Source organism: Stenotrophomonas sp. 610A2, from assembly GCF_030549615.1.
In the GTDB taxonomy this organism is placed as follows: Bacteria; Pseudomonadota; Gammaproteobacteria; order Xanthomonadales; family Xanthomonadaceae; genus Stenotrophomonas; species Stenotrophomonas pigmentata.
The window spans coordinates 2,073,731-2,094,053 of the sequence record NZ_CP130832.1 but is presented as its reverse complement, the minus strand read 5'-3'; the positions used below and the strand labels follow the sequence as shown (position 1 = coordinate 2,094,053).

18 protein-coding genes and 1 tRNA gene are annotated in these 20,323 nt (G+C 63.7%); 8 read left to right on the top strand and 11 right to left on the bottom strand.

The genetic code is table 11. From position 1 onward, the window contains the following. Positions 1 to 2: 2 nt before the first annotated feature. Positions 3 to 329, bottom strand: a complete 327-nt coding sequence (locus tag Q5Z11_RS09570; RefSeq protein WP_303749764.1) for a YerC/YecD family TrpR-related protein — start codon at positions 327 to 329, stop codon at positions 3 to 5. A 472-nt stretch (positions 330 to 801) separates the two neighbouring features. After that, the gene (hisS, locus tag Q5Z11_RS09565) at positions 802 to 2,211 is read right to left on the bottom strand and encodes a histidine--tRNA ligase (RefSeq protein WP_303749763.1); all 1,410 of its coding nucleotides are present in this window, start codon (positions 2,209 to 2,211) and stop codon (positions 802 to 804) included. Positions 2,212 to 2,319: 108 nt separating this feature from the next. Between hisS and Q5Z11_RS09560 the strand changes: the two genes are divergently transcribed. Beyond that, positions 2,320 to 3,078 carry a Crp/Fnr family transcriptional regulator gene (locus Q5Z11_RS09560; RefSeq protein WP_303749762.1) on the top strand — a complete coding sequence of 253 codons (759 nt, stop codon included), beginning with the start codon at positions 2,320 to 2,322 and terminating at the stop codon, positions 3,076 to 3,078. A 252-nt stretch (positions 3,079 to 3,330) separates the two neighbouring features. Here the strand turns inward: Q5Z11_RS09560 and thrC are convergent, their stop codons facing one another. The 7 genes from thrC to kdsA form a co-directional block, all read right to left on the bottom strand. Continuing rightward, positions 3,331 to 4,626, bottom strand: coding sequence for a threonine synthase (gene thrC / locus Q5Z11_RS09555; protein ID WP_303749761.1), 1,296 nt, complete (start codon positions 4,624 to 4,626; stop codon positions 3,331 to 3,333). A gap of 103 nt (positions 4,627 to 4,729) precedes the next feature. Beyond that, positions 4,730 to 5,674, bottom strand: coding sequence for a homoserine kinase (locus tag Q5Z11_RS09550; RefSeq protein WP_303749760.1), 945 nt, complete (start codon positions 5,672 to 5,674; stop codon positions 4,730 to 4,732). Next, positions 5,671 to 8,175, bottom strand: a complete 2,505-nt coding sequence (gene thrA, locus Q5Z11_RS09545) for a bifunctional aspartate kinase/homoserine dehydrogenase I (protein WP_303749759.1) — start codon at positions 8,173 to 8,175, stop codon at positions 5,671 to 5,673. The genes Q5Z11_RS09550 and thrA overlap by 4 nt, the downstream gene beginning before the upstream one ends. A gap of 492 nt (positions 8,176 to 8,667) precedes the next feature. Next, positions 8,668 to 9,612: a DMT family transporter gene (locus tag Q5Z11_RS09540; RefSeq protein ID WP_303749758.1), complete on the bottom strand. Its 945-nt coding sequence runs from the start codon at positions 9,610 to 9,612 to the stop codon at positions 8,668 to 8,670. Between the two features lie 87 nt (positions 9,613 to 9,699). After that, positions 9,700 to 10,452, bottom strand: coding sequence for a helix-turn-helix transcriptional regulator (locus Q5Z11_RS09535; protein WP_303749757.1), 753 nt, complete (start codon positions 10,450 to 10,452; stop codon positions 9,700 to 9,702). A 54-nt stretch (positions 10,453 to 10,506) separates the two neighbouring features. Further along, a tRNA-Arg gene (locus Q5Z11_RS09530) sits at positions 10,507 to 10,583 on the bottom strand. A gap of 411 nt (positions 10,584 to 10,994) precedes the next feature. Then, positions 10,995 to 11,840, bottom strand: a complete 846-nt coding sequence (gene kdsA, locus Q5Z11_RS09525) for a 3-deoxy-8-phosphooctulonate synthase (RefSeq protein ID WP_303749756.1) — start codon at positions 11,838 to 11,840, stop codon at positions 10,995 to 10,997. A 256-nt stretch (positions 11,841 to 12,096) separates the two neighbouring features. Between kdsA and amaB the strand changes: the two genes are divergently transcribed. The 6 genes from amaB to Q5Z11_RS09495 all read left to right on the top strand — a co-directional run bounded on the left by amaB (position 12,097) and on the right by Q5Z11_RS09495 (position 17,851). Continuing rightward, positions 12,097 to 13,629, top strand: a complete 1,533-nt coding sequence (gene amaB / locus Q5Z11_RS09520) for an L-piperidine-6-carboxylate dehydrogenase (RefSeq protein WP_303749755.1) — start codon at positions 12,097 to 12,099, stop codon at positions 13,627 to 13,629. Positions 13,630 to 13,756: 127 nt separating this feature from the next. After that, positions 13,757 to 14,053: a DUF4190 domain-containing protein gene (locus Q5Z11_RS09515; protein ID WP_303749754.1), complete on the top strand. Its 297-nt coding sequence runs from the start codon at positions 13,757 to 13,759 to the stop codon at positions 14,051 to 14,053. Between the two features lie 7 nt (positions 14,054 to 14,060). Continuing rightward, positions 14,061 to 14,831: a class I SAM-dependent methyltransferase gene (locus Q5Z11_RS09510; protein ID WP_303749753.1), complete on the top strand. Its 771-nt coding sequence runs from the start codon at positions 14,061 to 14,063 to the stop codon at positions 14,829 to 14,831. A 4-nt stretch (positions 14,832 to 14,835) separates the two neighbouring features. Next, entirely contained in the window at positions 14,836 to 15,891 is a 1,056-nt protein-coding gene (locus tag Q5Z11_RS09505; protein WP_303749752.1) for a quinone-dependent dihydroorotate dehydrogenase, read from the top strand. Further along, a complete protein-coding gene (gene murB / locus Q5Z11_RS09500) occupies positions 15,888 to 16,931 on the top strand; it encodes a UDP-N-acetylmuramate dehydrogenase (RefSeq protein WP_303749751.1) in 1,044 nt (347 codons plus the stop codon). The genes Q5Z11_RS09505 and murB overlap by 4 nt, the downstream gene beginning before the upstream one ends. Before the next feature lie 32 nt (positions 16,932 to 16,963). Then, a complete protein-coding gene (locus Q5Z11_RS09495) occupies positions 16,964 to 17,851 on the top strand; it encodes a DMT family transporter (protein ID WP_303750007.1) in 888 nt (295 codons plus the stop codon). An 18-nt stretch (positions 17,852 to 17,869) separates the two neighbouring features. Here the strand turns inward: Q5Z11_RS09495 and Q5Z11_RS09490 are convergent, their stop codons facing one another. Both Q5Z11_RS09490 and Q5Z11_RS09485 read right to left on the bottom strand, forming a co-directional pair. Then, positions 17,870 to 18,589 (bottom strand): LrgB family protein, encoded by a 720-nt coding sequence (locus tag Q5Z11_RS09490; RefSeq protein ID WP_303749750.1) that lies wholly within the window; start codon positions 18,587 to 18,589, stop codon positions 17,870 to 17,872. After that, the gene (locus Q5Z11_RS09485) at positions 18,579 to 18,998 is read right to left on the bottom strand and encodes a CidA/LrgA family protein (RefSeq protein WP_303749749.1); all 420 of its coding nucleotides are present in this window, start codon (positions 18,996 to 18,998) and stop codon (positions 18,579 to 18,581) included. Before Q5Z11_RS09485 ends, Q5Z11_RS09490 begins: the two co-directional genes overlap by 11 nt. A gap of 70 nt (positions 18,999 to 19,068) precedes the next feature. Here Q5Z11_RS09485 and Q5Z11_RS09480 point away from each other — a divergent pair, with 70 nt between their 5' ends. Next, positions 19,069 to 19,974 carry a LysR family transcriptional regulator gene (locus Q5Z11_RS09480; protein WP_303749748.1) on the top strand — a complete coding sequence of 302 codons (906 nt, stop codon included), beginning with the start codon at positions 19,069 to 19,071 and terminating at the stop codon, positions 19,972 to 19,974. The last annotated feature ends 349 nt before the right edge of the window (positions 19,975 to 20,323 follow it).

The following is a 20,323-nucleotide window of genomic DNA, read 5'->3' as shown; positions in this document are numbered from 1 at the left end:
TCTCAGTTGGATTCGGTTTTGCGCGTGGCGAGGCGGTCGATAGCAGCGGCATAGCCACCGGCCCCGTGCTCGAGCGAACGCGCAACCCGGCCGATGGTGGTGACGCTCACCCCGGTCAGGTCGTAGATCTCGCGGTAAGGCACACCCTTGCGCAGCAAGGGCACCACCCGCCAGCGATCGGCCATGGCCTCCAGCTCGGCGGGGGTACACAGATCGCGCAGGAAGGCCTGTACGTCCTGCGGCCTGTCCAGCGCGGCCAAAGCCCGCGCCAACGCCTTCAGCGGCGCATCGGAGGACTTCTCTCGTTCAGTGTCAGGACGTGGCTTCATCATGTATCAATGTATTAGCGTGCTAATACATTAGTGCGAAACAGGCCCCGAGTCAAACCGCCACCCGGTATCCGGCATGGGGCTTTCCCTGTAATTCCCCAGCCGAGCATGGCTCGGCTCTACAGGGGGGGAGCGCGAGCAAAGCCAGCGAAAGGCCAACCCCTCCCCAGCCCTCCCCTTCGCTACGCGAAAGGGAGGGGGCAAGAGCGGTAGTGCCGAGCCATGCTCGGCAAGGGGCTTTCCCGGTAACGCCCCAGCCGAGCATGGCTCGGCTCTACAGGGGGAGCGCGCACGGAAGCGAAGCCAGCGAAAAGCCAACCCCTCCGCAGCCCTCCCCTTCGCTGCGCGAAAGGGAGGGGGCGGAAGCAGTAGTGCCGAGCCATGCTCGGCAAGGGGCTTTCCCGGTAACGCCTCAGCCGAGCATGGCTCGGCTCTACAGGCAAAAAAAAGCCCCGCGATGCGGGGCTTTCGTTCAACGCGTCATTGCGCGGGTCTGTTCCAGCTCTACCTGCAGGGTAGACGCCAGCTCATCCCTGGCAACCTCGAACTGCTGTTCACGAAGCAGATCCTTCACCGCAACCACGCCACGCGCCAGCTCATCTTCACCTGCCAGCACCACGAAGCGGATGCCTGCCTTCGCGGCATACTGGAACTGCTTGCCGATTTTCTTCGGCTCCATCTGCACTTCAGTATTGATGCCACCGGCGCGCAGACGACGGGCGATGTCCAGCGACTGCGGCATCGCCGCCTCGTCCATCAGCGCCACCATCGCATGCACGCTGCTTTCAGCGATGCCATCGATCAGGTTGGCCTCGCGCAGCTGCCAGAACAGGCGAGTCAGGCCGATCGAGATGCCGACGCCCGGCAGCTTGGACTTGGTGTAGTGGCTGGCCAGATCCTCGTAACGGCCACCCGAGCAGATCGAGCCAATCTGTGGATGATCAACCAGGCTGGTCTCGTACACCGTGCCGGTGTAGTAGTCCAGGCCACGGGCGATGGAGAAATTCAGGCAATACGCGGTTTCCGGCACACCCAATGCCTTGACCAGCTCCAGCACTTCACGCAGCTCAGCGGCACCGGTACGCAGCGACTCACTGGCCGATTCACCCGCAGCGGCCAGCACCGCATCAATCTGCGCCAACGCATCAGCATGCGAGCTCGAACGGACCTCAACGAAGGACAGGATGCGCTCAACGGCGTCAGCCGGCAGTCCGAAATCCGGACCAACCAGGGTTTCGCGCACGTAATCCGGGCCGCGCTTGTCGAGCTTGTCGACCTCGCGCAGCACCAGCGCCTGCTGCCCGGCATCCACGACGCCCTGCGCTTCGAAGAAACCACGCATCAGCTTGCGGTTGTTCAGCTGCACGGCGAAGTTGCCGATGCGCAGTTCGGAGAACACCGCGTAGATCACCGCCAACACTTCAGCGTCGTAGCGGATGCTCAGCGTGTCCTTGCCGATCACATCGACGTCGCACTGGTAGAACTCGCGGAAACGGCCGCGCTGTGCGCGCTCGCCACGGTAAACGCGCTGCATCTGATAGCGACGGAAGGGGAACGTCAGGTCGTGCTCGTGCTCGGCCACATAGCGGGCCAGCGGCACAGTCAGATCGAAGCGCAGCGCCATCTCCGGCAGCCCACCCTTGTCGGCCGACTCGGCCGCATTGGCCAGCGCACCGGTTGACTGCACGAAATACACCTGGCGCTCGGTCTCGCCGCCGGATTTGGTCAGCAACACATCGGACAGCTCGAACACCGGGGTCTCCACCGGCAAGAACCCGAAGCGCTCGTAATTGCGGCGGATGACGTCCAGCATGCGCTGGAACGCGATCTGCTCGCGCGGCAGCAATTCCATGATGCCGGGCGGGGTACGGGGCTTGATCACGGGCAAAACTCCTGCAACTCAAAGGGGAAACGGTCGCTAATTCTAGCCGCACACCGCCCGTCTGACCGCATGAAGTATAATTTAGGACACTCCCACCCTGTCCCAGACATGTCCCGGCCAGCCCAAGGCTCCGAGCAATCCCCGGTTTCGTCCGTTGCCAGCGAAGGCAATGGAGCGCGCGAGTGCCTGCAATGCTCGGTCCGCCACCTGTCCGTGTGCTCGGCGCTTTCCTGCGATGAGGTGCACGCACTGGAGCAGATCACCGTCTCCACGCCGGTAAGCATGGGCACCACGCTGGCCCGTGCCGGCGAGCCGCGCACTTATGTCTATACAGTAACCGAGGGTGCGCTGCGCCTGGTCAGGACCTTGGCCGACGGTCGTCGCCAGGTGAACGGCTTCGTGCTGCCGGGCGATTACCTGGGCCTGAGCGGCAGCGATCACCACCGCTACGACATCGAAGCCATCGCCGACAGCCGGGTCTGTCGGGTGCCGACCACGCAGATGCGCGACCTGCGCCAGCGCTACCCGCACCTGGAACGCAAGCTGCTGCAGCGCGCCTGCCAGGAGCTGGATGCAGCCCAGGACAACGCGCTTGCACTGGCCCGCCTGCAGCCGCCGGAACGGCTTGCCGATTTCCTGTTGCGGCTGGCAGCCCGCGAGGCAACCTTGAATGGGCGCAGCAGCAACCGGGTCTCGCTACCGATGGGCCGCGGCGATATCGCCGACCACTTGGGCCTGACCATGGAAACCGTCAGCCGCACCTTCACCAAGCTGCGCCAGCAGGGGCTGATCGCCCTGCCGCATCTTAATGTGGTGGAGATCCTCGATTTCGCCGAGCTGCAGCAGCTGGCCAACGACGAGTTCTGACGCCCCATCTGTAGAGCCGAGCCATGCTCGGCTGGGGCATTATCGGTGAAGCCCCCTGCCGAGCATGGCTCGGCACTACAGGAGCAGGAGGCACCGTTTTGTAGGAGCGGCGTAAGCCGCGAAGCTCGTACAGTTGCGGAGAGCAGGAATCATTGGCCGCGTAGCGATACCGGCTTCGCGGCTTACGCCGCTCCTACAACTGGGGTGTCGGTGAGGCCCCTGCCGAGCATGGCTCGGCACTACAGGTTGGGTTTAGAGCAGTTTCTGGCGCAGGGCTGCGTAGTCCGGCGCGCAAGGCTCGGCGTGGGCCGGACGCTTGAGCAGCTCTGCCAGCGCCGGAGGCACTTCCACCTCACGACCAATCAGCGGTTCGACCACCGATTCGAACTTGGCCGGATGCGCGGTCGCAGCCACTGCCCAATGCTGGTCCGCGACTGCACTACCACTGGCGCGCAACTGCTCCAACACCTGCACCGCAGTGGCGGTATGCGGGCAGAACACTTCCCCATATTCGGCATAGCGATGCGCAATGGTGTCGCGGATGGTGGCATCGTCCACTGCCTGCGAGGTGAAGGCTGCGCGCAGTGCTGCGTCATCACCCTTGTACAGCCAACGCAGTCGCTCGAAATTACTCGGCGCACCTACGTCCATGGCATTGGCCAGCGTTGCAACGCTGGCCTTGGGAGCGTAATCACCGCCATTGAAATAGTCCGGCAGAACACGATTTGCGTTGGTCGCCAACACGATCCGCCCCAGCGGCACACCGAGTGCGCGCGCCATTACCGCCGCCATCGCGTTCCCCAGGTTGCCGGTAGGAATGACGAAGTTGAGCAGCGAGCCATGCGCAGCCTGATGGCTGAGCGCGGCATGTGCGTAATAGCTCATCTGCGGCAACAGGCGACCCAAGCTGATGCTGTTGGCTGAACTCAACGGCACCTGCGCCTGCAGCTCGTTATCGCTCAGCGCCTGCTTGGCCATGGCTTGGCAATCATCAAACGAGCCAGACACACGCAGCGCTCGGATATTTCCGCCAAGGCAACCAAGCTGGTGCGCCTGACGCGGCGACACGCGCCCATCCGGGTACAACACCACGACCTGCAGGTTGGGCTGATTGTGGAAGGCTGCGGCCACTGCGGCACCGGTGTCGCCTGAGGTGGCGACCACGATCGTCAGCGGACGCTCCTGCCCTGCACGCAGCCGCGACAGGCTGGCGGCAAGGAAGCGCGCACCGAAGTCCTTGAACGCTGCCGTTGGCCCATGGAACAACTCCAGCACATGATCGTTACTGGTCGCCAAGGCCTGCAGTGGTGCCGGAAAGTCAAAGGCTTCGTTGCAGATCGTCTGCAGATCAGCTGCCAATGCGTCACCGGCAAAAAACGGCTGCAGCAGCTCAGTGGCGGTCGCGGCGAGCGAATCGCCCAACTGCAGGTTGCGCGCTGCTGGCATCTGCTCGGGTACGTACAAGCCACCATCTGGTGCAAGGCCAGCGGCAATGGCCTGACTCAGCGTGGCGGCGGGCGATGCATTGCGGGTGGAGATGAAGTTCATTCGGAAATCCGTGAAAAGGTTGGTGTGCTGCTTTTGACTCAAGGACTGCGCGAGCGTCGCCCTCACCCCAACCCCTCTCCCGCAGGGAGAGGGGCTATCAGGCTTAGAGCAGTCGTGCGCCGGGGCTGTTGATCGGGCTTACCCAGCTCTGGCTGTCGAAGCCCGCTGCAGCGAAGGCTGCCTGCACCTTGGGCGCGGCAGCCAACGCGGCCTCACGTTCTTCAAACCAGGCAAATACGCTGGGACCGGCACCGGAGATACTGGCGCCCATCGCACCTGCAGCCAGTGCGGCTGCCTTGGCCGCATCAAAACCGACGATCAAAGGCGCACGCCGCGGTTCGATCAGGACATCGGCCAGACCCGCACGCACCAAGCCAGCATCGCCTGCATGGCAACCCGCCAATACCAGGGCCAGGTTGCTGCTCTGCGCGACAAACTCTTTCAGCGCATAGCTGCCTTGCAAGGCTTCGCGTGCACGCCGCGTTTCCAGAAGCGCATCCGGATGCACCAGCAGGCTATGCCAATGCGCAGGCACCGGCACCGGCACCAAACGCTCCAGCGTTGAAAGCACCAGGCCACCCAGGAACATCGGGCCGAGGTTGTCACCGTGGCGGCTGCCACTGGCTACTGCTTCACCGTCCAGCGAGTACCTGTACAACTGTTCTCGACTCAACGGCACATCCAGCAATGCATTGGCAGCAACCAAGGCCGCTACACAGGACGCAGCCGAACCACCCATGCCCGAGCTCAGCGGTATGCCCTTGTCGATTTCCACCTCGAAGCCGAACGGCAGCGCCAACGCCTCGCGCAGGGCAATCAGCGCCGCGCCTGCAGTATTGCTGGGCGCGTCCAGCGGCAGCTCAACGGCAGCACCACGAATGGCAGCGATCCGCACTTCTGGCGCATCGATGCGACGTACTGTAACCGTGTCGCCTACATCCGGCACGGCATAACCCAGCAGGTCAAAACCGACTGCCACATTGGCCACCGACGCGGGCGAGAACGCGCGCGCCTGACGGGCAGCAGAATCCTTCGTTGCATCACTCACAATCGCGCTCCCTCGCCTGCTGCAACCCGCAACACGTCGGCAAACACACCGGCTGCGGTTACTTCCGGACCCGCGCCCGGGCCTTGCACCACCAAGGGGTTGTCGCAATAGCGACGAGTGGTGAACTGCACCACGTTGTCGGTCAAGCGCAGGTTTGCGAAGGCATGATCGCCCGGCAGTTCAACCAGGCCGACGCTGGGCTGCTGACCCGGCTTGAACTGCGCCACATAGCGCAGCACGTTGCCGCGAGCGCGCGCATCGGCCAGACGCTGAGCGAAGCTCGCATCCACCTCGTTGAGGCGCGCCATGAAGTCGTCAACGCTGGCTTGCTGCAGTCCAGCAGGCACCAGGCTTTCCACCGCGACATCTTCCAGACTCAGTTCGTAACCGGCTTCGCGCGCCAGAATCACCAGCTTGCGGGCCACGTCCACGCCGGACAGGTCATCGCGCGGGTCCGGCTCGGTATAGCCCATGCCGCGCGCCTGCGTGACCAGTTCGGAGAACGGCACGCTACCGTCGTACTTGTTGAACAGCCATGCCAGCGTGCCGGAGAAAATGCCTGCGATCGCCGTCACTTCGTCACCGGTATCCACGAGGTCACGCAGCGTGGTGATCACCGGCAGGCCAGCACCCACCGTCGCTTCGTAGCGGAAGCGTGCACCGGTGGACGCAGCTGCCTCGCGGATTGCCTGATAACGCGCCAATGGACCGGAGCCTGCCTGCTTGTTCGGGGTCACCACGTGAATGCCGGCAGCCAACCAGCCCGCATAGCGATCAGCGACTTCGGCGCTGCCACTGCAATCGATGATCAATGTATGCGGTAGCCGCGCCGACAACAGGTGTTCAGTGAACAGATCAAGATCGTTCGGCAGCGCTGCAGAATCGAACGCAGCCTTCCAGTTGCCGTGCATGCCGCGCTGGTCGAGCACCATGCGATTGCGCGAGGCGACCGCACGCAGTCGCAGATCAAGCTTGGCCCTCGCCAACAGTGCGGCTTCCGACGCATATAGCTGCTCAAGCAAGGCCGCCCCAACGTTACCCGGCCCGATCAAACCAACCGAGAAGGTCTGCGGCGACAGCCAGAATCCGGCATGCGCCGCCCGCAATGCCTTGGTTGCATCACGGGCTTCGATGGCGACCGAGATATTGCGCTCGGACGAGCCCTGCGCGATGGCCAGGATATTGACCTGCGCACGCCCCAGCGACTCAAACAGGCGCGCAGCAACGCCAGGCTGCCCGGTCATGCCATCACCGACCGCCGCAAGCACGCTTACTCCAGTGGTGAGCTGCACGCGCTGTACCTGGCCTGCCGCCAATTCGTGCGAGAACGCCTGGGTCAACGCGTCGCGGGCGAACTCAGCCTCGGCCTGCTTCACCACGCAACAGATCGAGTGCTCGGACGATCCCTGCGAGATCATCACCACCGACACATGCGCATTGCGCAGCGCCGAGAACACGCGCTCGGCGGTGCCCGGCACGCCGATCAAACCGGTGCCTTCGACGTTCAGCACGGCCAGATCCGCGCTCAGCGTCAAGCCTTTGATCGGGCCGTTGCTGGAGCTCTCCGCAGTGATGCGGGTGCCCGGGTGATCCGGGCGGAAGGTGTTGCGGATGATGATCGGCAAACCGCGCTCGATCGCCGGCGACATGGTTTGCGGATGCACCACCTTTGCGCCGAAATACGCGAGCTCACAGGCTTCGTCATAGCTCAGGGCATCCAGCTGCACGGCTTCCGGCACCACGCGCGGGTCAGCCGAAAGCACGCCGTCAACGTCGGTCCAGATATGCAGTTCATCGGCGGCGAACAAGGCCGCGAAGATGGCGCCGGAGAAATCACTTCCATTGCGTCCCAGCGTGGTGATGTTGCCTTTGCGATCACGCGCAACAAAGCCGGTCACCACCAGACGCTGCGCCGGGTGCGATTCTCGCCACAACGCAAGCTTGGCGGCACTGGACTTCCAATCCACATCCACGCCCAGCTCGCCATGGTTGACCACCAGCACGTCACGTGCGTCCAGCACATCGGCGTCTTCGCCAAGTGCTTGCAGGTGATGGCCCAGCAGGTGGGCCGAGAACACCTCGCCCAATCCCTGCACACGATCCAACACTTCCTGCGGCAATTCGCCGATGACCGCCAACGCGGCCAGGATCTCGCGCAGACGATCGAAGCGCGCATCCAGCCATTCAATGGTTGCCCCGGAGTGCTCGCCCAACAGTGCGGCGGCGGCGCCACGATGGCGCGCCCGCAGCTCGTGCCATCGATCATCCCACTCCGGATCCGCAGCAGCCGCGGCCTTGGCCAAGCCGATCAGCGCGTCGGTCACGCCCTTCATCGCCGATACCACGGTGACCTGCACTGTCTCGTCGCGGGCCAGCAGCAACTGCGCCACATGGCGGTAGCGCTCGGCATCAGCCACGGAGGTGCCGCCGAATTTATGGACGACGGTGCGAACGGCAGCGTTCGCGACAGGATCGGCGGGTGATACAGCAACTGACGACATCGGAAGAACCTCGGCTGGAGGCCCCGACACGTATCTGGATGGGGTTCCCCCGCATCCTGATCCGGGTGCGGGGCCGTTGTTTTCGGAAATTACGCGAAGACGACGGACCGCACCGGGCTAATGGTGACGGTAATAGTGGTGGTGGTAATGGTGCCGCCAGGCCCAGGCACGCCGACCCGGCCGCCGAAGGGCGACTGCGAGATGATGGCGAGGGGCTGCGGGCTGTTCATGGCCTTCAAGAGACAACAGCCGGGATCAGGCTGTCAAGTGCTGCGATGCAAAAACGCGGATAAAGGCAACGTCGGCCAAGCTGCAGCTAAAAGTTGCAAATGTCATCAAGCGCGAACGTCGGGCATCTCACCAGCAAGCGGCAAGCAATACCCGTGGCGACGCGGTTGAGCCTGTTGGCGCACAGACCGGAACCGCTACCCGTCGCCGCCAGACGAAAGAACGACTCCGGACTGGCTTTCGCTCCCTGACTGCGCGGAATCCTCAGGCTGAAGCGGCCACAGCAAGCTTGGGCCGGTGCGCCGCCGCGCTCCAGATCACGCCAGCCAGCAGACACAAGGCAGCGACGACTTCGATAGCCACCGGCCAACGCTGCTGCCACAGGAAACCGTAGACCAGACCGAACAAGGTCTCGAACACGATCATCTGCCCGCCCAGGGTCAATGGCAGGGCGCGACTGGCGCGGTTCCAGCAGGCGTTGCCCAGGATGGAGGCGAACACCGCAACGGCCGCAGCCATCGCCCAGAAACCTGCCCACTCGCGACCGCTATGCCCTGCGCCGCCATCGGCGAAGGCCAGCGGCGCCAACAACAACGCCAAGCCACCGGTTGCCACGCCGGTCAACAACGACCAATCGTGCCCGGACACATCCGGCACCTTGGCCAACCAGCGGGTGTTGCCAATCGAATACGCCGTCCATGAGACCAATGCGCCGACCCCACACAGCAGCCCTATCAGCCGCTGTGCGCTGGTGGAATGCACGTGCGTCGAGGCGATGGCCTCATAGCCCATCAGCACCACCCCGGCCACGCACAAAGCCAATGCTGGCGCCAGCCGCCTCAGTGGCACCGCACCGGGCTCGCGGGCACCGGCTACGGCCACCAGCACCGGCACCATGCCGACGATCAACGCCGCTGCACCGCCGCCGCTCCACTGCACGCAGATGGAAAGCAGGACGAAATAGATCAGGTTGCCGAGCAGGCTCAACCAGGTCAGCGCGGTCCATTCGGTCTTGCCGATGCGTGCCCGCAGCGCCGGCCAACGCGGCACCAGCAGGATTGCCGCAACCAAACCGTAAACAAGGTAGCGCGCAGCGGCCAGCTGCAGCGGCGAGAAGTCCACCAGCACGGCCGGCGCCAGAAACACCAGGCCCCACAGTGCGCCGGAAGCTACACCGTTGCCGATACCAAACCACATCCGATCTTTCATCAACCCACCCAACGTCAAGATACCCAGCCAGCATCCAAATGCCGACCTGGTTTGTATTGTCCCAAGCTGCGCGGCGCTGGACCCAAACTACGCGTCCAGGCCCCGCCGATAGCGGCCAGGGGTAGTCCCGAGCGTGCGCCGCATTGCCCGGGTCAAGGCACTCTGGTCGGAGAACCCAGCCTGCTGGGCGATCTGCGCTACAGACAGGCGGCCATCGCACAATTGAGCCTGCGCCCATAGCAGACGCTGTTGCTGCAGCCATTGCCCGGGCGTGAGGCTGAATTGACGGTTGAACGCACCGTGCAGCGCGGTCAGCCCCATGCCGGCCACCTGCGCCATACGCGCAAGCGGCCACGCCTGACCAGGCGCAGCACGGACCTGTCCGCACAATCGGCGCAGGCCGGCGCTGTCGCCTGCTGGTTCCGGCTGATCGGCAAACAAGCAATCCAATAGCAGCGGCAATACATGCCTGGCAACGGGCGCGGCCACATCAGGACGGTCACCCGCGCCGATGTCGACAAACTCAAGCAAACTGCGCGCCGCCGCTGGAATAGCCAGAAATGGGCGTTTCCGCCCGTGATCCAACCGTGAGCGCTCCAACAAGGCACTGTCACAATCCACGATCAGGAACCGGTTCTGCCCATTCCCTGCCTGTACATGCGCCGCCCCCGGAACAATCAGGGCACCATGCAGGGCGTCCAAGCGACCGCCGCGCCCATCGACCTCCAACTCCAGGCTGCCCCGTAGCGGCAACACCAGCTGCAGGTGGTCATGGCTGTGCGAATGGCCGGCCGGGCCATAGCTACGAAAATTCAGGGCTTCACCGCATTGCATCGGCATGCGCACCGGGGCTGGCTGGCGCTTGCAGCTGCTGCCACAAGCCGCGCGGAATGATGGTGACCCCGACACGATTCGAACGTGCGACCTGTCCCTTAGGAGGGGACCGCTCTATCCAGCTGAGCTACGGGGCCAAAAGAAGGAGGCCAAGATTACAGGCAAGCGCCCCGCCCAGCCAGCTTTTCCCTTGCAACATAGAACGACTGCCAGTGCTTAGAGTCCTCAAATCACTTTAGCTTTCTACGTCCCAAACGGACTTTTGTCAGCCCAAGCCACGCCACACACCTCACTTGGCTCAAAGAAACGATCCTTAGCTCCTTCCCGGCTTCCTAAGCTACCGCGAACCAAAAGAGTTCAACTGATGAAGGCGCCCCCAAAACTCCTTCGCGAGCAGCGGGCAAAACAGATATCCGACAACCAGCTCATCCGAGTCCAAACCTCATCGCAACCGGACCGTTAGCTGAGTTTTTTTGTACGGATGTCCCTCCCCAGCGTCATTGAACAACCGGCTGCTAGACTCAAGAGCCGGCTGGAATGAGCGTTGATCAAGCGATATCCAGCACAGGAAACGACTTGACCATATCGTCCAGCGCCTTGATCTGTGCCAGGAACGGCTCCAGCACGTCCAGCGGCAATGCGCTGGGGCCGTCGCAGCGCGCGTTGTCCGGATCGGGATGCGCCTCGAGGAACAGGCCGGCGATGCCGACTGCCATGCCAGCACGGGCCAACTCGACCACCTGACGACGACGACCACCGGAGGCTTCGCTGCCGGCGTCGCGGCGCTGCAGGCTGTGGGTGACGTCGAAGATCGCCGGCAGGCCGCCGGTGGCTTCGATCATCTCGCGGAAGCCAAGCATGTCCACGACCAGGTTGTCGTAACCGAACTGGGCGCCGCGTTCGCACAGGATGATCTGCTCGTTGCCGGCTTCGCGGATCTTGCTGACGATGTGCTTGATCTGGGTCGGGCTGAGGAATTGCGGCTTCTTGATGTTGACCGCACGACCGGTACGGGCAATCGCCGTCACCAGATCGGTCTGGCGGGCCAGGAAGGCCGGAATCTGCAGCACGTCGACCACTTCAGCGACCGGCGCCGCCTGCGCCACTTCATGCACATCGGTGATCACCGGCACGCCGAAACGCTGCTTGACCTGCTCGAAGATGCGCAGGCCTTCTTCCAGGCCAACGCCACGGAAAGAATTGATGGAGGAGCGGTTGGCCTTGTCGAACGAGGCCTTGAACACGTACGGGATACCCAGCTTGCGGGTGACCTCCACGTAACGCTCGGCGGCGTAGAGCGTGGAGTCCAGGTCCTCCAGCACATTGAGCCCGCCAAACAGCACGAAGGGCAGCTTGTTGCCGACCACTACCCCGTCCGAAATCGTCACGTTCATCTGTCTATCCTGTTCAAACCGGGGAAACCCCAACCAAGGGAGGCGAATATGGCCGAAAACGGCTCTCAGGGACAGGTCCTGTCGTCCTGAAATCCGCGCTGCCGGCCACCATTGCCTCTTTCGTGCTCAACCGGCAAACCCCAGCCCAGCGCCGGCGGGGCCAATCGGCCCACTCTGGTACTATGTGGTACTCACTCCGTCGCCCCACCCGCAGTTTCCGACGGCGCCAAAATAACGTTAAGAAACAGGAGTTTGAATGTCTTCCGAGCTGCTCAAGGCCTTGGCTCTGGATGCCACCAACGCTGGCACCTACATGGGCAACGGGGAATGGTCCGCCGCCACCGGCGCGGGCGTCCTCAAGCCGCAGAACCCGACCACCGGCGAAGTGATCGCCGAGGTCCAGGCGACGACCGAAGCTGACTACGAAACCGTCATCGCCCGCGCGCAGGAAGCCTACAAGGTTTGGCGCACCACCCCGGCACCGCGCCGCGGCGAAGCCGTGCGCCTGTGCGGTGAAGCACTGCGCAAGCACAAGGACGCACTGGGCTCGCTGGTCGCGCTGGAAATGGGCAAGTCCAAGCCGGAAGGCGACGGTGAAGTGCAGGAGATGATCGACATCGCCGACTTCGCCCTAGGCCAGAGCCGCATGCTCTACGGCTACACCATGCATTCCGAGCGCCCCGGCCACCGCATGTACGAGCAGTACCACCCGCTGGGCCTGGTCGGCATCATCTCGGCCTTCAACTTCCCGGTTGCGGTGTGGAGCTGGAATGCGTTCCTGGCTGCCATCTGTGGCGACATCTGCATCTGGAAGCCGTCCAACAAGACCCCGCTGACTGCCATTGCGACGATGAAGATCTGCAATGAGGCATTGAAGGACGGCGGCTTCCCGGACCTGTTCTTCCTGATCAACGATGCAGGCACCGCGCTGTCGGAAAAGATGGTCGACGATCGCCGCGTGCCGCTGATCTCCTTCACCGGTTCCACCCAGGTCGGCCGCACGGTCAACCAGAAGGTTGCCCAGCGCCTGGGCCGCTGCCTGCTGGAACTGGGCGGCAACAACGCCATCATCATGGACGAGACCGCCGACCAGAAGCTGGCCGTGCCGGGCATCGTGTTCGGCGCCGTCGGTACTGCCGGCCAGCGCTGCACCACCACCCGCCGCCTGATCGTGCATGAATCCATCTACGACAACGTGCTGGCCACCCTGATCAAGGCCTACAAGCAGGTCGAAGGCAAGATCGGCGACCCGACCGACGCCGCAAACCTGATGGGCCCGTTGAACAGCCCGGAAGCCGTGCAGCAGTTCCTCGGCTCCATCGCCAAGGCCAAGGCTGCCGGCGGCACCGTCGAAACCGGCGGCACCGCCATTGACCGCGCAGGCAACTTCGTGCTGCCGGCGATTGTCACCGGCCTGAAGAACAGCGATGAGATCGTCCAGCACGAGACCTTCGCGCCGATCCTGTACGTGATGAAGTACAAGACCCTGGACGAAGCCATCGACATGCAGAACGGCGTGCCGCAGGGCCTGTCCTCGTCGATCTTCACCCAGAACCTGAAGACCGCCGAGAAGTTCCTGTCGGCCGCCGGCAGCGACTGCGGCATCGCCAACATCAACATCGGTACTTCCGGTGCCGAGATTGGTGGCGCCTTCGGTGGCGAGAAGGACACCGGCGGTGGCCGCGAGTCCGGTTCGGATGCATGGAAGGTCTACATGCGCCGCCAGACCAACACCATCAACTACTCCGACTCGCTGCCGCTGGCCCAGGGCATCAAGTTCGATCTTTGATGGTGTCTGCCCCGGCCTTGGCCGGGGCGTTGAAACGGGAGAGAGCTGAGCTGAAAAGCTTCCCCTCACCCCACCCCCTCTCCCGTGCGCGGGAGAGGGGCTTAAATTCGCTGAAACGGAGTTCCCGATGAGCATCCCTGCACCTCGCCAGACCAGCAGCTACGCCGTGATCAGCCTGGTCGCCGGCATTCTTGGCTGGACCCTGTTGCCTGCCATCGGCAGCATCTGCGCCATCATCTTCGGCCATATGGCACGTGGCGAGATCCGCCGCAGCAACGGTCAGATGGAAGGTGACGGCCTGGCCGTGGCCGGACTGGTGCTGGGTTGGCTGGCCACCGCACTGTGGCTGATCGGTATCATCTTCGTCATCGCCATCATCGTGTTCTTTGGTGGCTTGGCCGGCATCGCAGCACTGAATCACTGAGGTAGGCATGGGGCAATCCGATTCCACCGAGCGTTTCAGCAGCCGTGTTGCGGACTACGTCCGCTATCGCCCGGGCTATCCGCCGTCACTGCTGCGCTGGCTGCATGACGACATCGGCCTGCCCCGCTCCGCGCTGGTCGCCGATATCGGTGCCGGCACCGGCATTTCCAGCGAGTTGTTCCTGGCTGCCGGCCATCCACTGATCGCGGTGGAACCCAATGCCGCAATGCGCGCAGCCGCCGAACAGTGGCTGTTGCCGGATTATCCGCAGCTGCAATCCGTCGCCGGTACTGCCGAGGCCACCACCCTGCCCGACCATAGCGTCGACCTGGTCGCCGCCGCGCAGGCCTTCCATTGGTTCGACACCACCGCCGTACGCCGCGAATGGAAGCGCATCCTGCGCCCGGGCGGCCTGGCGCTGGTGTACTGGAACTCGCGCCTGCTCGATGCCTCACCCTTCCTGGCAGGCTACGAGCAACTGCTGCTGGACTACGGCACCGATTACACCGAAGTCGCCGAGCGCTACCAGGACGACCAGACCATGCGCGACTGGTTCGGCGAAGGACTGCGCGGCCTGGTCCATCTGCCGAATGTGCAGTACCTGGACTACGACAGCCTGCGTGGCCGCCTGCTGTCCTCCTCTTACGCACCGCAAGCCGGCCACGAACGTCATTCCCCCATGCTGGAGGCCCTGCAGCGTCTTTTCGATGCGCACGCGGTCGATGGCAAGGTTGCCTTCGAGTACCAAACCCGCGCCTTTGTTGGCACGCTGAACTGAGCTTATGTATTCCATTGCCCGTCCCTTCCTGTTCACCCTTGATGCCGAGCGCGCACACGGCCTGGGCCTGTCCGCGCTGGATCTTGCCTGGCGCACCGGCACCACGCCGCTGATTGCCCGCCGCATCAAGCCGCTTCCCACCCCCGCGTTTGGCCTGAGCTTCCCCAACCCGGTGGGTCTGGCCGCTGGCCTGGACAAGAACGGTGAACACATTGAAGCCCTGTTTGCACTGGGCTTTGGCTATGTCGAGATCGGCACCATCACCCCGCGCGCGCAGGTCGGCAGCCCCAAGCCGCGCCTGTTCCGCCTGCCGCGGCACAACGCCATCATCAACCGCATGGGCTTCAACAACCTCGGCGTGGATGCGCTGGTGAAGAACGTGGAAGCGGTCAAGCACCGCCCCGGCCCGCTCGGCATCAACATCGGCAAGAACAAGGACACGCCCAACGAGGATGCGCTGTCGGATTACCTGACCTGCATGGAAAAGGTCTATCCATTGGCGGACTACATCACCGTCAATATCTCCTCGCCCAATACCGCCGGCCTGCGTGAACTGCAGGAAGAACAGGCATTGCGGCGGCTGGTTGGCGGCCTGCGCGAGGCGCAGGAGCAACTGGCAGCCAAGCACGGCAAACGCGTGCCGATGCTGGTCAAGGTGGCGCCCGACCTGAGTGACCGCGACATCGATGCAGCCGCCCGCGTCCTCGGCGAGCTGGGCGTCGATGGCGTCATCGCCACCAATACCACCATTGGGCGACCGACCGTGGAATCCGATCCGGTCGCCAAGGAAATCGGCGGCCTGTCCGGCGCCCCGCTGCTCGGGCAGTCAACGCTGGTATTGCGTCGCCTGCGCGCGCGCCTGCCCGAATCGGTCCCGCTGATTGGCGTTGGCGGCATCAGCTCCGGTGCCGATGCCGTCGCCAAGATGGCGGCCGGCGCGACGTTGGTGCAGTGCTATAGCGGTTTGATCTTCCAGGGCCCAGGCCTGATCGGCGATTGCGTCGATGCCATCCGCCGCCGCCGCGAATCCCCCTCGGGAGGCGCCGTCGCACCGCTATGACGAACACCGTTACCGCTTGGTCGCTGACCGAGAACGCCTCTCTGCGCCACCTCAACACCTTCCACGTCGACGCCCATGCCCCGCGAATGGTGCGCATCACTGACCCGCACGCATTGCCAGAAGCGCTGGCCGCCATCGGCGATGCCGAGCTGCTGGTGCTTGGCAGCGGCAGCAACGTACTGCTTGCCGCTGATCCGGAAGATGTGGTGCTGGTGTTCGAGAACCGCGACATCACCGCGCTGGAACACCGCGCCGATCACACCATCGTCCGCGCTGGCGCCGCCGTTATCTGGCACGAACTGGTGATGTGGTCATTGCAGGAAGGCTTGTCCGGGCTGGAGAACCTGGCCTTGATCCCCGGCACCGTCGGTGCCGCGCCGATCCAGAACATCGGTGCCTATGGCGCCCAGGTGGGCGAGTTCATCCAGACCGTCGAGGCCTGGGACCGCCAGGACCAGTGCTGGGTCCGCCTGGACCAGGAAGCCTGCCGCTTTGGCTACCGCGACAGCCTGTTCAAGCACGAAGCCGATCGTTACCTGATCACCGCCGTCGAATTCCGCCTGCCGCTGCTGCATGAGTTGCAGTTGGACTATGCAGGCATCCGCGAAGAACTACAGGCCATGGGCGTCGAGTTGCCGGGTTCGGTCGATGTCGCCAATGCCGTCATCGCCATCCGCCGCCGCAAATTGCCCGATCCTGATGTATTGGGCAATGCAGGCAGCTTCTTCAAGAACCCCATCCTGCCGCTGGAACAGGTCAACGTGCTGCTGCAGCACTATCCGGAGTTGCCGGTGTTCCCGGGCAGCGACGACAGCAACCGCAAGGTATCGGCGGCGTGGATGATCGAGAAAGCCGGCTTCAAGGGCCAGCGCGACGGTGATGCCGGGGTCTCGCCCAATCACGCCTTGGTACTGGTCAACCATGGCAACGCAAGCGGCGCCGAGCTGTTGGCATTCGCACGGCGCGTTTCGGCCGCGGTGCTGGAGCAGTTCGGCGTGCCCATCGAACCCGAACCCAGGTTGGTCGGCGCCCGCTGGTGAACACTGCCTTGGCCGCACCCCGCTCCACCGCAATGCGCGCTGCCCTGCTGATGTTCGGCAGCGCCATGTCCTTCGGCTTGATGGCCATCGCCATCCGCTACGCCACTGCCTATGTACCCACCCAGGAAGTGGCGTTCTTCCGCAACAGCTTCGGCTTGCTGGCACTGCTACCCATGTTGCTGCGACCCGGTCACGCCCCGCTGCACACCCAGCAGCTGCCACGCTATTTCCTGCGCAGCGCGATCGGACTGGCTTCCATGCTGTGTGCGTTCTGGGCGCTGGGGCACCTGCCACTGTCGCAGGCAATTTCACTGTCGTACTCCACTCCCTTGTTCGTCACCATCGCCGCGGTCCTGTGGCTGGGTGAGAAGGTCCGCTTCCGCCGCTGGGCGGCGGTGATCGTCGGCTTCATTGGCGTCCTGGTGATCGTGCGGCCGGGTTCGCATGGCTTTGATGCCGGTAGCCTGGTCGCGGTACTGGCGGCAGTGCTCAGCGCGCTGGTCGCCATCCAGATCAAGCAACTCACCCGCGTTGATGGGCCGGATACCGTGGTGTTCTACACCTATGTGTTCTGGGTTCCCATGTCGCTGATCCCGGCGCTGTTTGTCTGGGTGTGGCCGACTGGAATCGCCTGGTTGTGGCTGGCTGCCACTGGCGTACTCGGCACATTGGGGCAGTTGCTGTGGACCCGCGCCTTGAAGCTGGGTGAAGTCTCCGCACTTACCCCGATCAGCTTTACCCAGCTGCCGCTGGTGGTGGTGATGGGCTGGCTGCTGTTTGGCGAAGCACTGGATCGCTGGACGGTGATTGGCGCGTTGATCATTCTGGGTTCCAACGCGTATATCGCCCACCGTGAAGCGGTGCTTGCGCGCAGGACCGAGGATCTGCAGAAGGCCCGCGCCGGCGATACCCCCGCCTGAGTGGGCCGGTTTCGCCAATCAACCGCGCAACAGGATCACCAGCAACGGCGCCACCGCCACGTTGACCACGCCGGCCAGCACCATCACCAGGCCGGCAATCGCCCCCTCGCTCTCGCCAAGCTCGCGTGCCTTGGCAACCCCCATGCCATGCGCGCCCATGCCGAACAGCGCACCACGCGCCATTGCCGAGCGCACCGGCAACAGTTTGAGCAGCACCTGCCCACACAGCGAGCCGCAGATACCGGTGATGATCACGAACACCGCCGTCAGCTCCGGAATGCCACCAATGCGCCCGGACACATCCATCGCGAATGGCGTGGTCAACGAGCGCGGGGCCAGGCTCAGGCGCAGTTCCGGCGACAGATGCAACGCCGTGGCCATCAACCAAGCGGCGGCAACGGCAATGCTGCTGCCAACCAGTACGCCAGCACCCAACACCTTCCAATGTCGGGCAATCAGCACCCGCTGCTGGTAAATGGGCACAGCGAATGCCACTGTCGCCGGCCCCAACATCGCCATCAACCAATGCGTACCGCGCAGATAGTCGTGGTAGCTGGCATGCAACGACAGGGCCAGGCCCAGCAACAACACCGGCGCAATGATCAAGGGTGATGCCCAGGCCTTGCCGGTGCGCGAGTACAGCGTCCTGGCCAGCAGATAGGCAGCCACCGTCACCACGGCCCAGAATGCCGGCCACACAAACTGCTTCGGCAAGGCGGCGAGCACCTCAATGCTCATGGCGCAGGCTCCAGCGCAACAACACCTCGACGGTGACAGCCGTACCTGCCATCACCAGCAAGGTTCCGGCTACGACCACCAGCAGAAGCTTCAGGCCCAGCCATCCAAACATCTCCCGGTTTTCCAGCAGGATCATTGCCGCCGGCACGAAGAACAGCAGCATCTCGGCCAGCAGCCAACGCGCGCCTCGGGCAAAGCTATGCGGTGACAACCAACGCAGGGCAAAGGCCAGCAGCAACGCGAACAAGCCCGCAATGCCGCCCGGCACCGGTACTCCCAGCCGCTGCACTGCCCACCCGGCCAACAACCAGACCGCGATCAAGCCTCCGATCTGCAGCCATGCGCTGCGCCTGAAGCCACGCCGCAGCCCCAATCGAGTGCGGCGCAGCGTCCACCCATTCGTTTCCATTCCCCCTATGTACGCCCGGGGCATCTATAAATAAAATGAATTCATTGCATTCAATGGATTCCATTTCGGAATGGACATCAAGCAACTGCGAATGTTTGTGGAAGTCGTCCGCAACGACGGCTTTTCGGCCGCCGCCGAAGCGGTATTCGCCACCCAGCCAACGGTAAGCAAGGCCATTCGCCAGCTCGAGGATGAGCTCGGCGAGGTATTGCTGGAACGCTCCCGCCACGGCGTTCGACTGACGCCCGCTGGCGAGATTGTTCATCGCCGCGCCCTGGCCCTGCTCGGCGAACGCCAGGACATGCTGCGCGAGCTCGAAGAACTGCGTGATCTGGAGCGCGGTGAACTGCGCCTTGGCTTGGCCTCGCTGGGCAGCGACATCCTGTTTGCGCCGGTATTCGCGCACTTCCGCAAGCTCCACCCGCAGATCGAACTGCATGTGCTGGAGCGCGGCAGCGAAGCGCTGGAAGAAAGTCTGCGCGCTGGCGAGATCGAATTGGCAGCCAGTCTCCTACCCGTTGCCGATGACCTGCAATGGCAAGCCGTGCGCATTGAACCACTGGTCGCCCTGCTGCCCCGCGATCACGCACTGGCGAACGCTGCCAGCCTGCAACTGCAGGATCTGGCTGAGGTACCGTTTGTGTTGTTCGAGAAAGGCTTCCTGCTGAACCGGCACATCATCCGCGCCTGCCAGGCACGTGGCTTCAGCCCGCGTGAGGTCACCCGTAGCGGGCAGCCGGACTTCATCGTTGCCTTGGTCGCTGCAGGCCTCGGCGTGGCCTTGCTGCCGCGCATGATCGCCGCCGCACGACCAAGGCCGGACGTGGTTGTCATACCGCTGCACGAACCGGAGCTCGACTGGAAAATGGTGATTGCCTGGCGCCGCGGCGGTTACCTGTCGGTTGCCGCGCAGGCGTGGTTGCAACTGGTTGCAGAACAACACGATCAGACCCGTTCACCAGCAAATCCCGCTTGATGCCGCAGACGCATCCCCGCGCTTGCCGCGAGGTAGACGCAGAAATCGGCGATGTTGTTTGTGCCTGGAGCCCAGGCGCTTGCACATCAGAAGATGACAAAGCTGGCCACGGCACGGCAACAAATCATGGCCGCTGCCACCAGCCCCAATGCGGCGTACTGGCCCGCCATGCAATTCCTACGAACCTGCGTTGATAGCAATCGATACTGTCCAATGCAGCGCCTGTAACAACAGGGAAACATCCATCGCTTATCTCCGCCCGCCATCGGGGATGCACCTACAGCCGAACTCCCCGAATCAACATAACCTTGCCGGCTCCAACGAAGTCCTCCTGCCGAGCCAAGCAAAC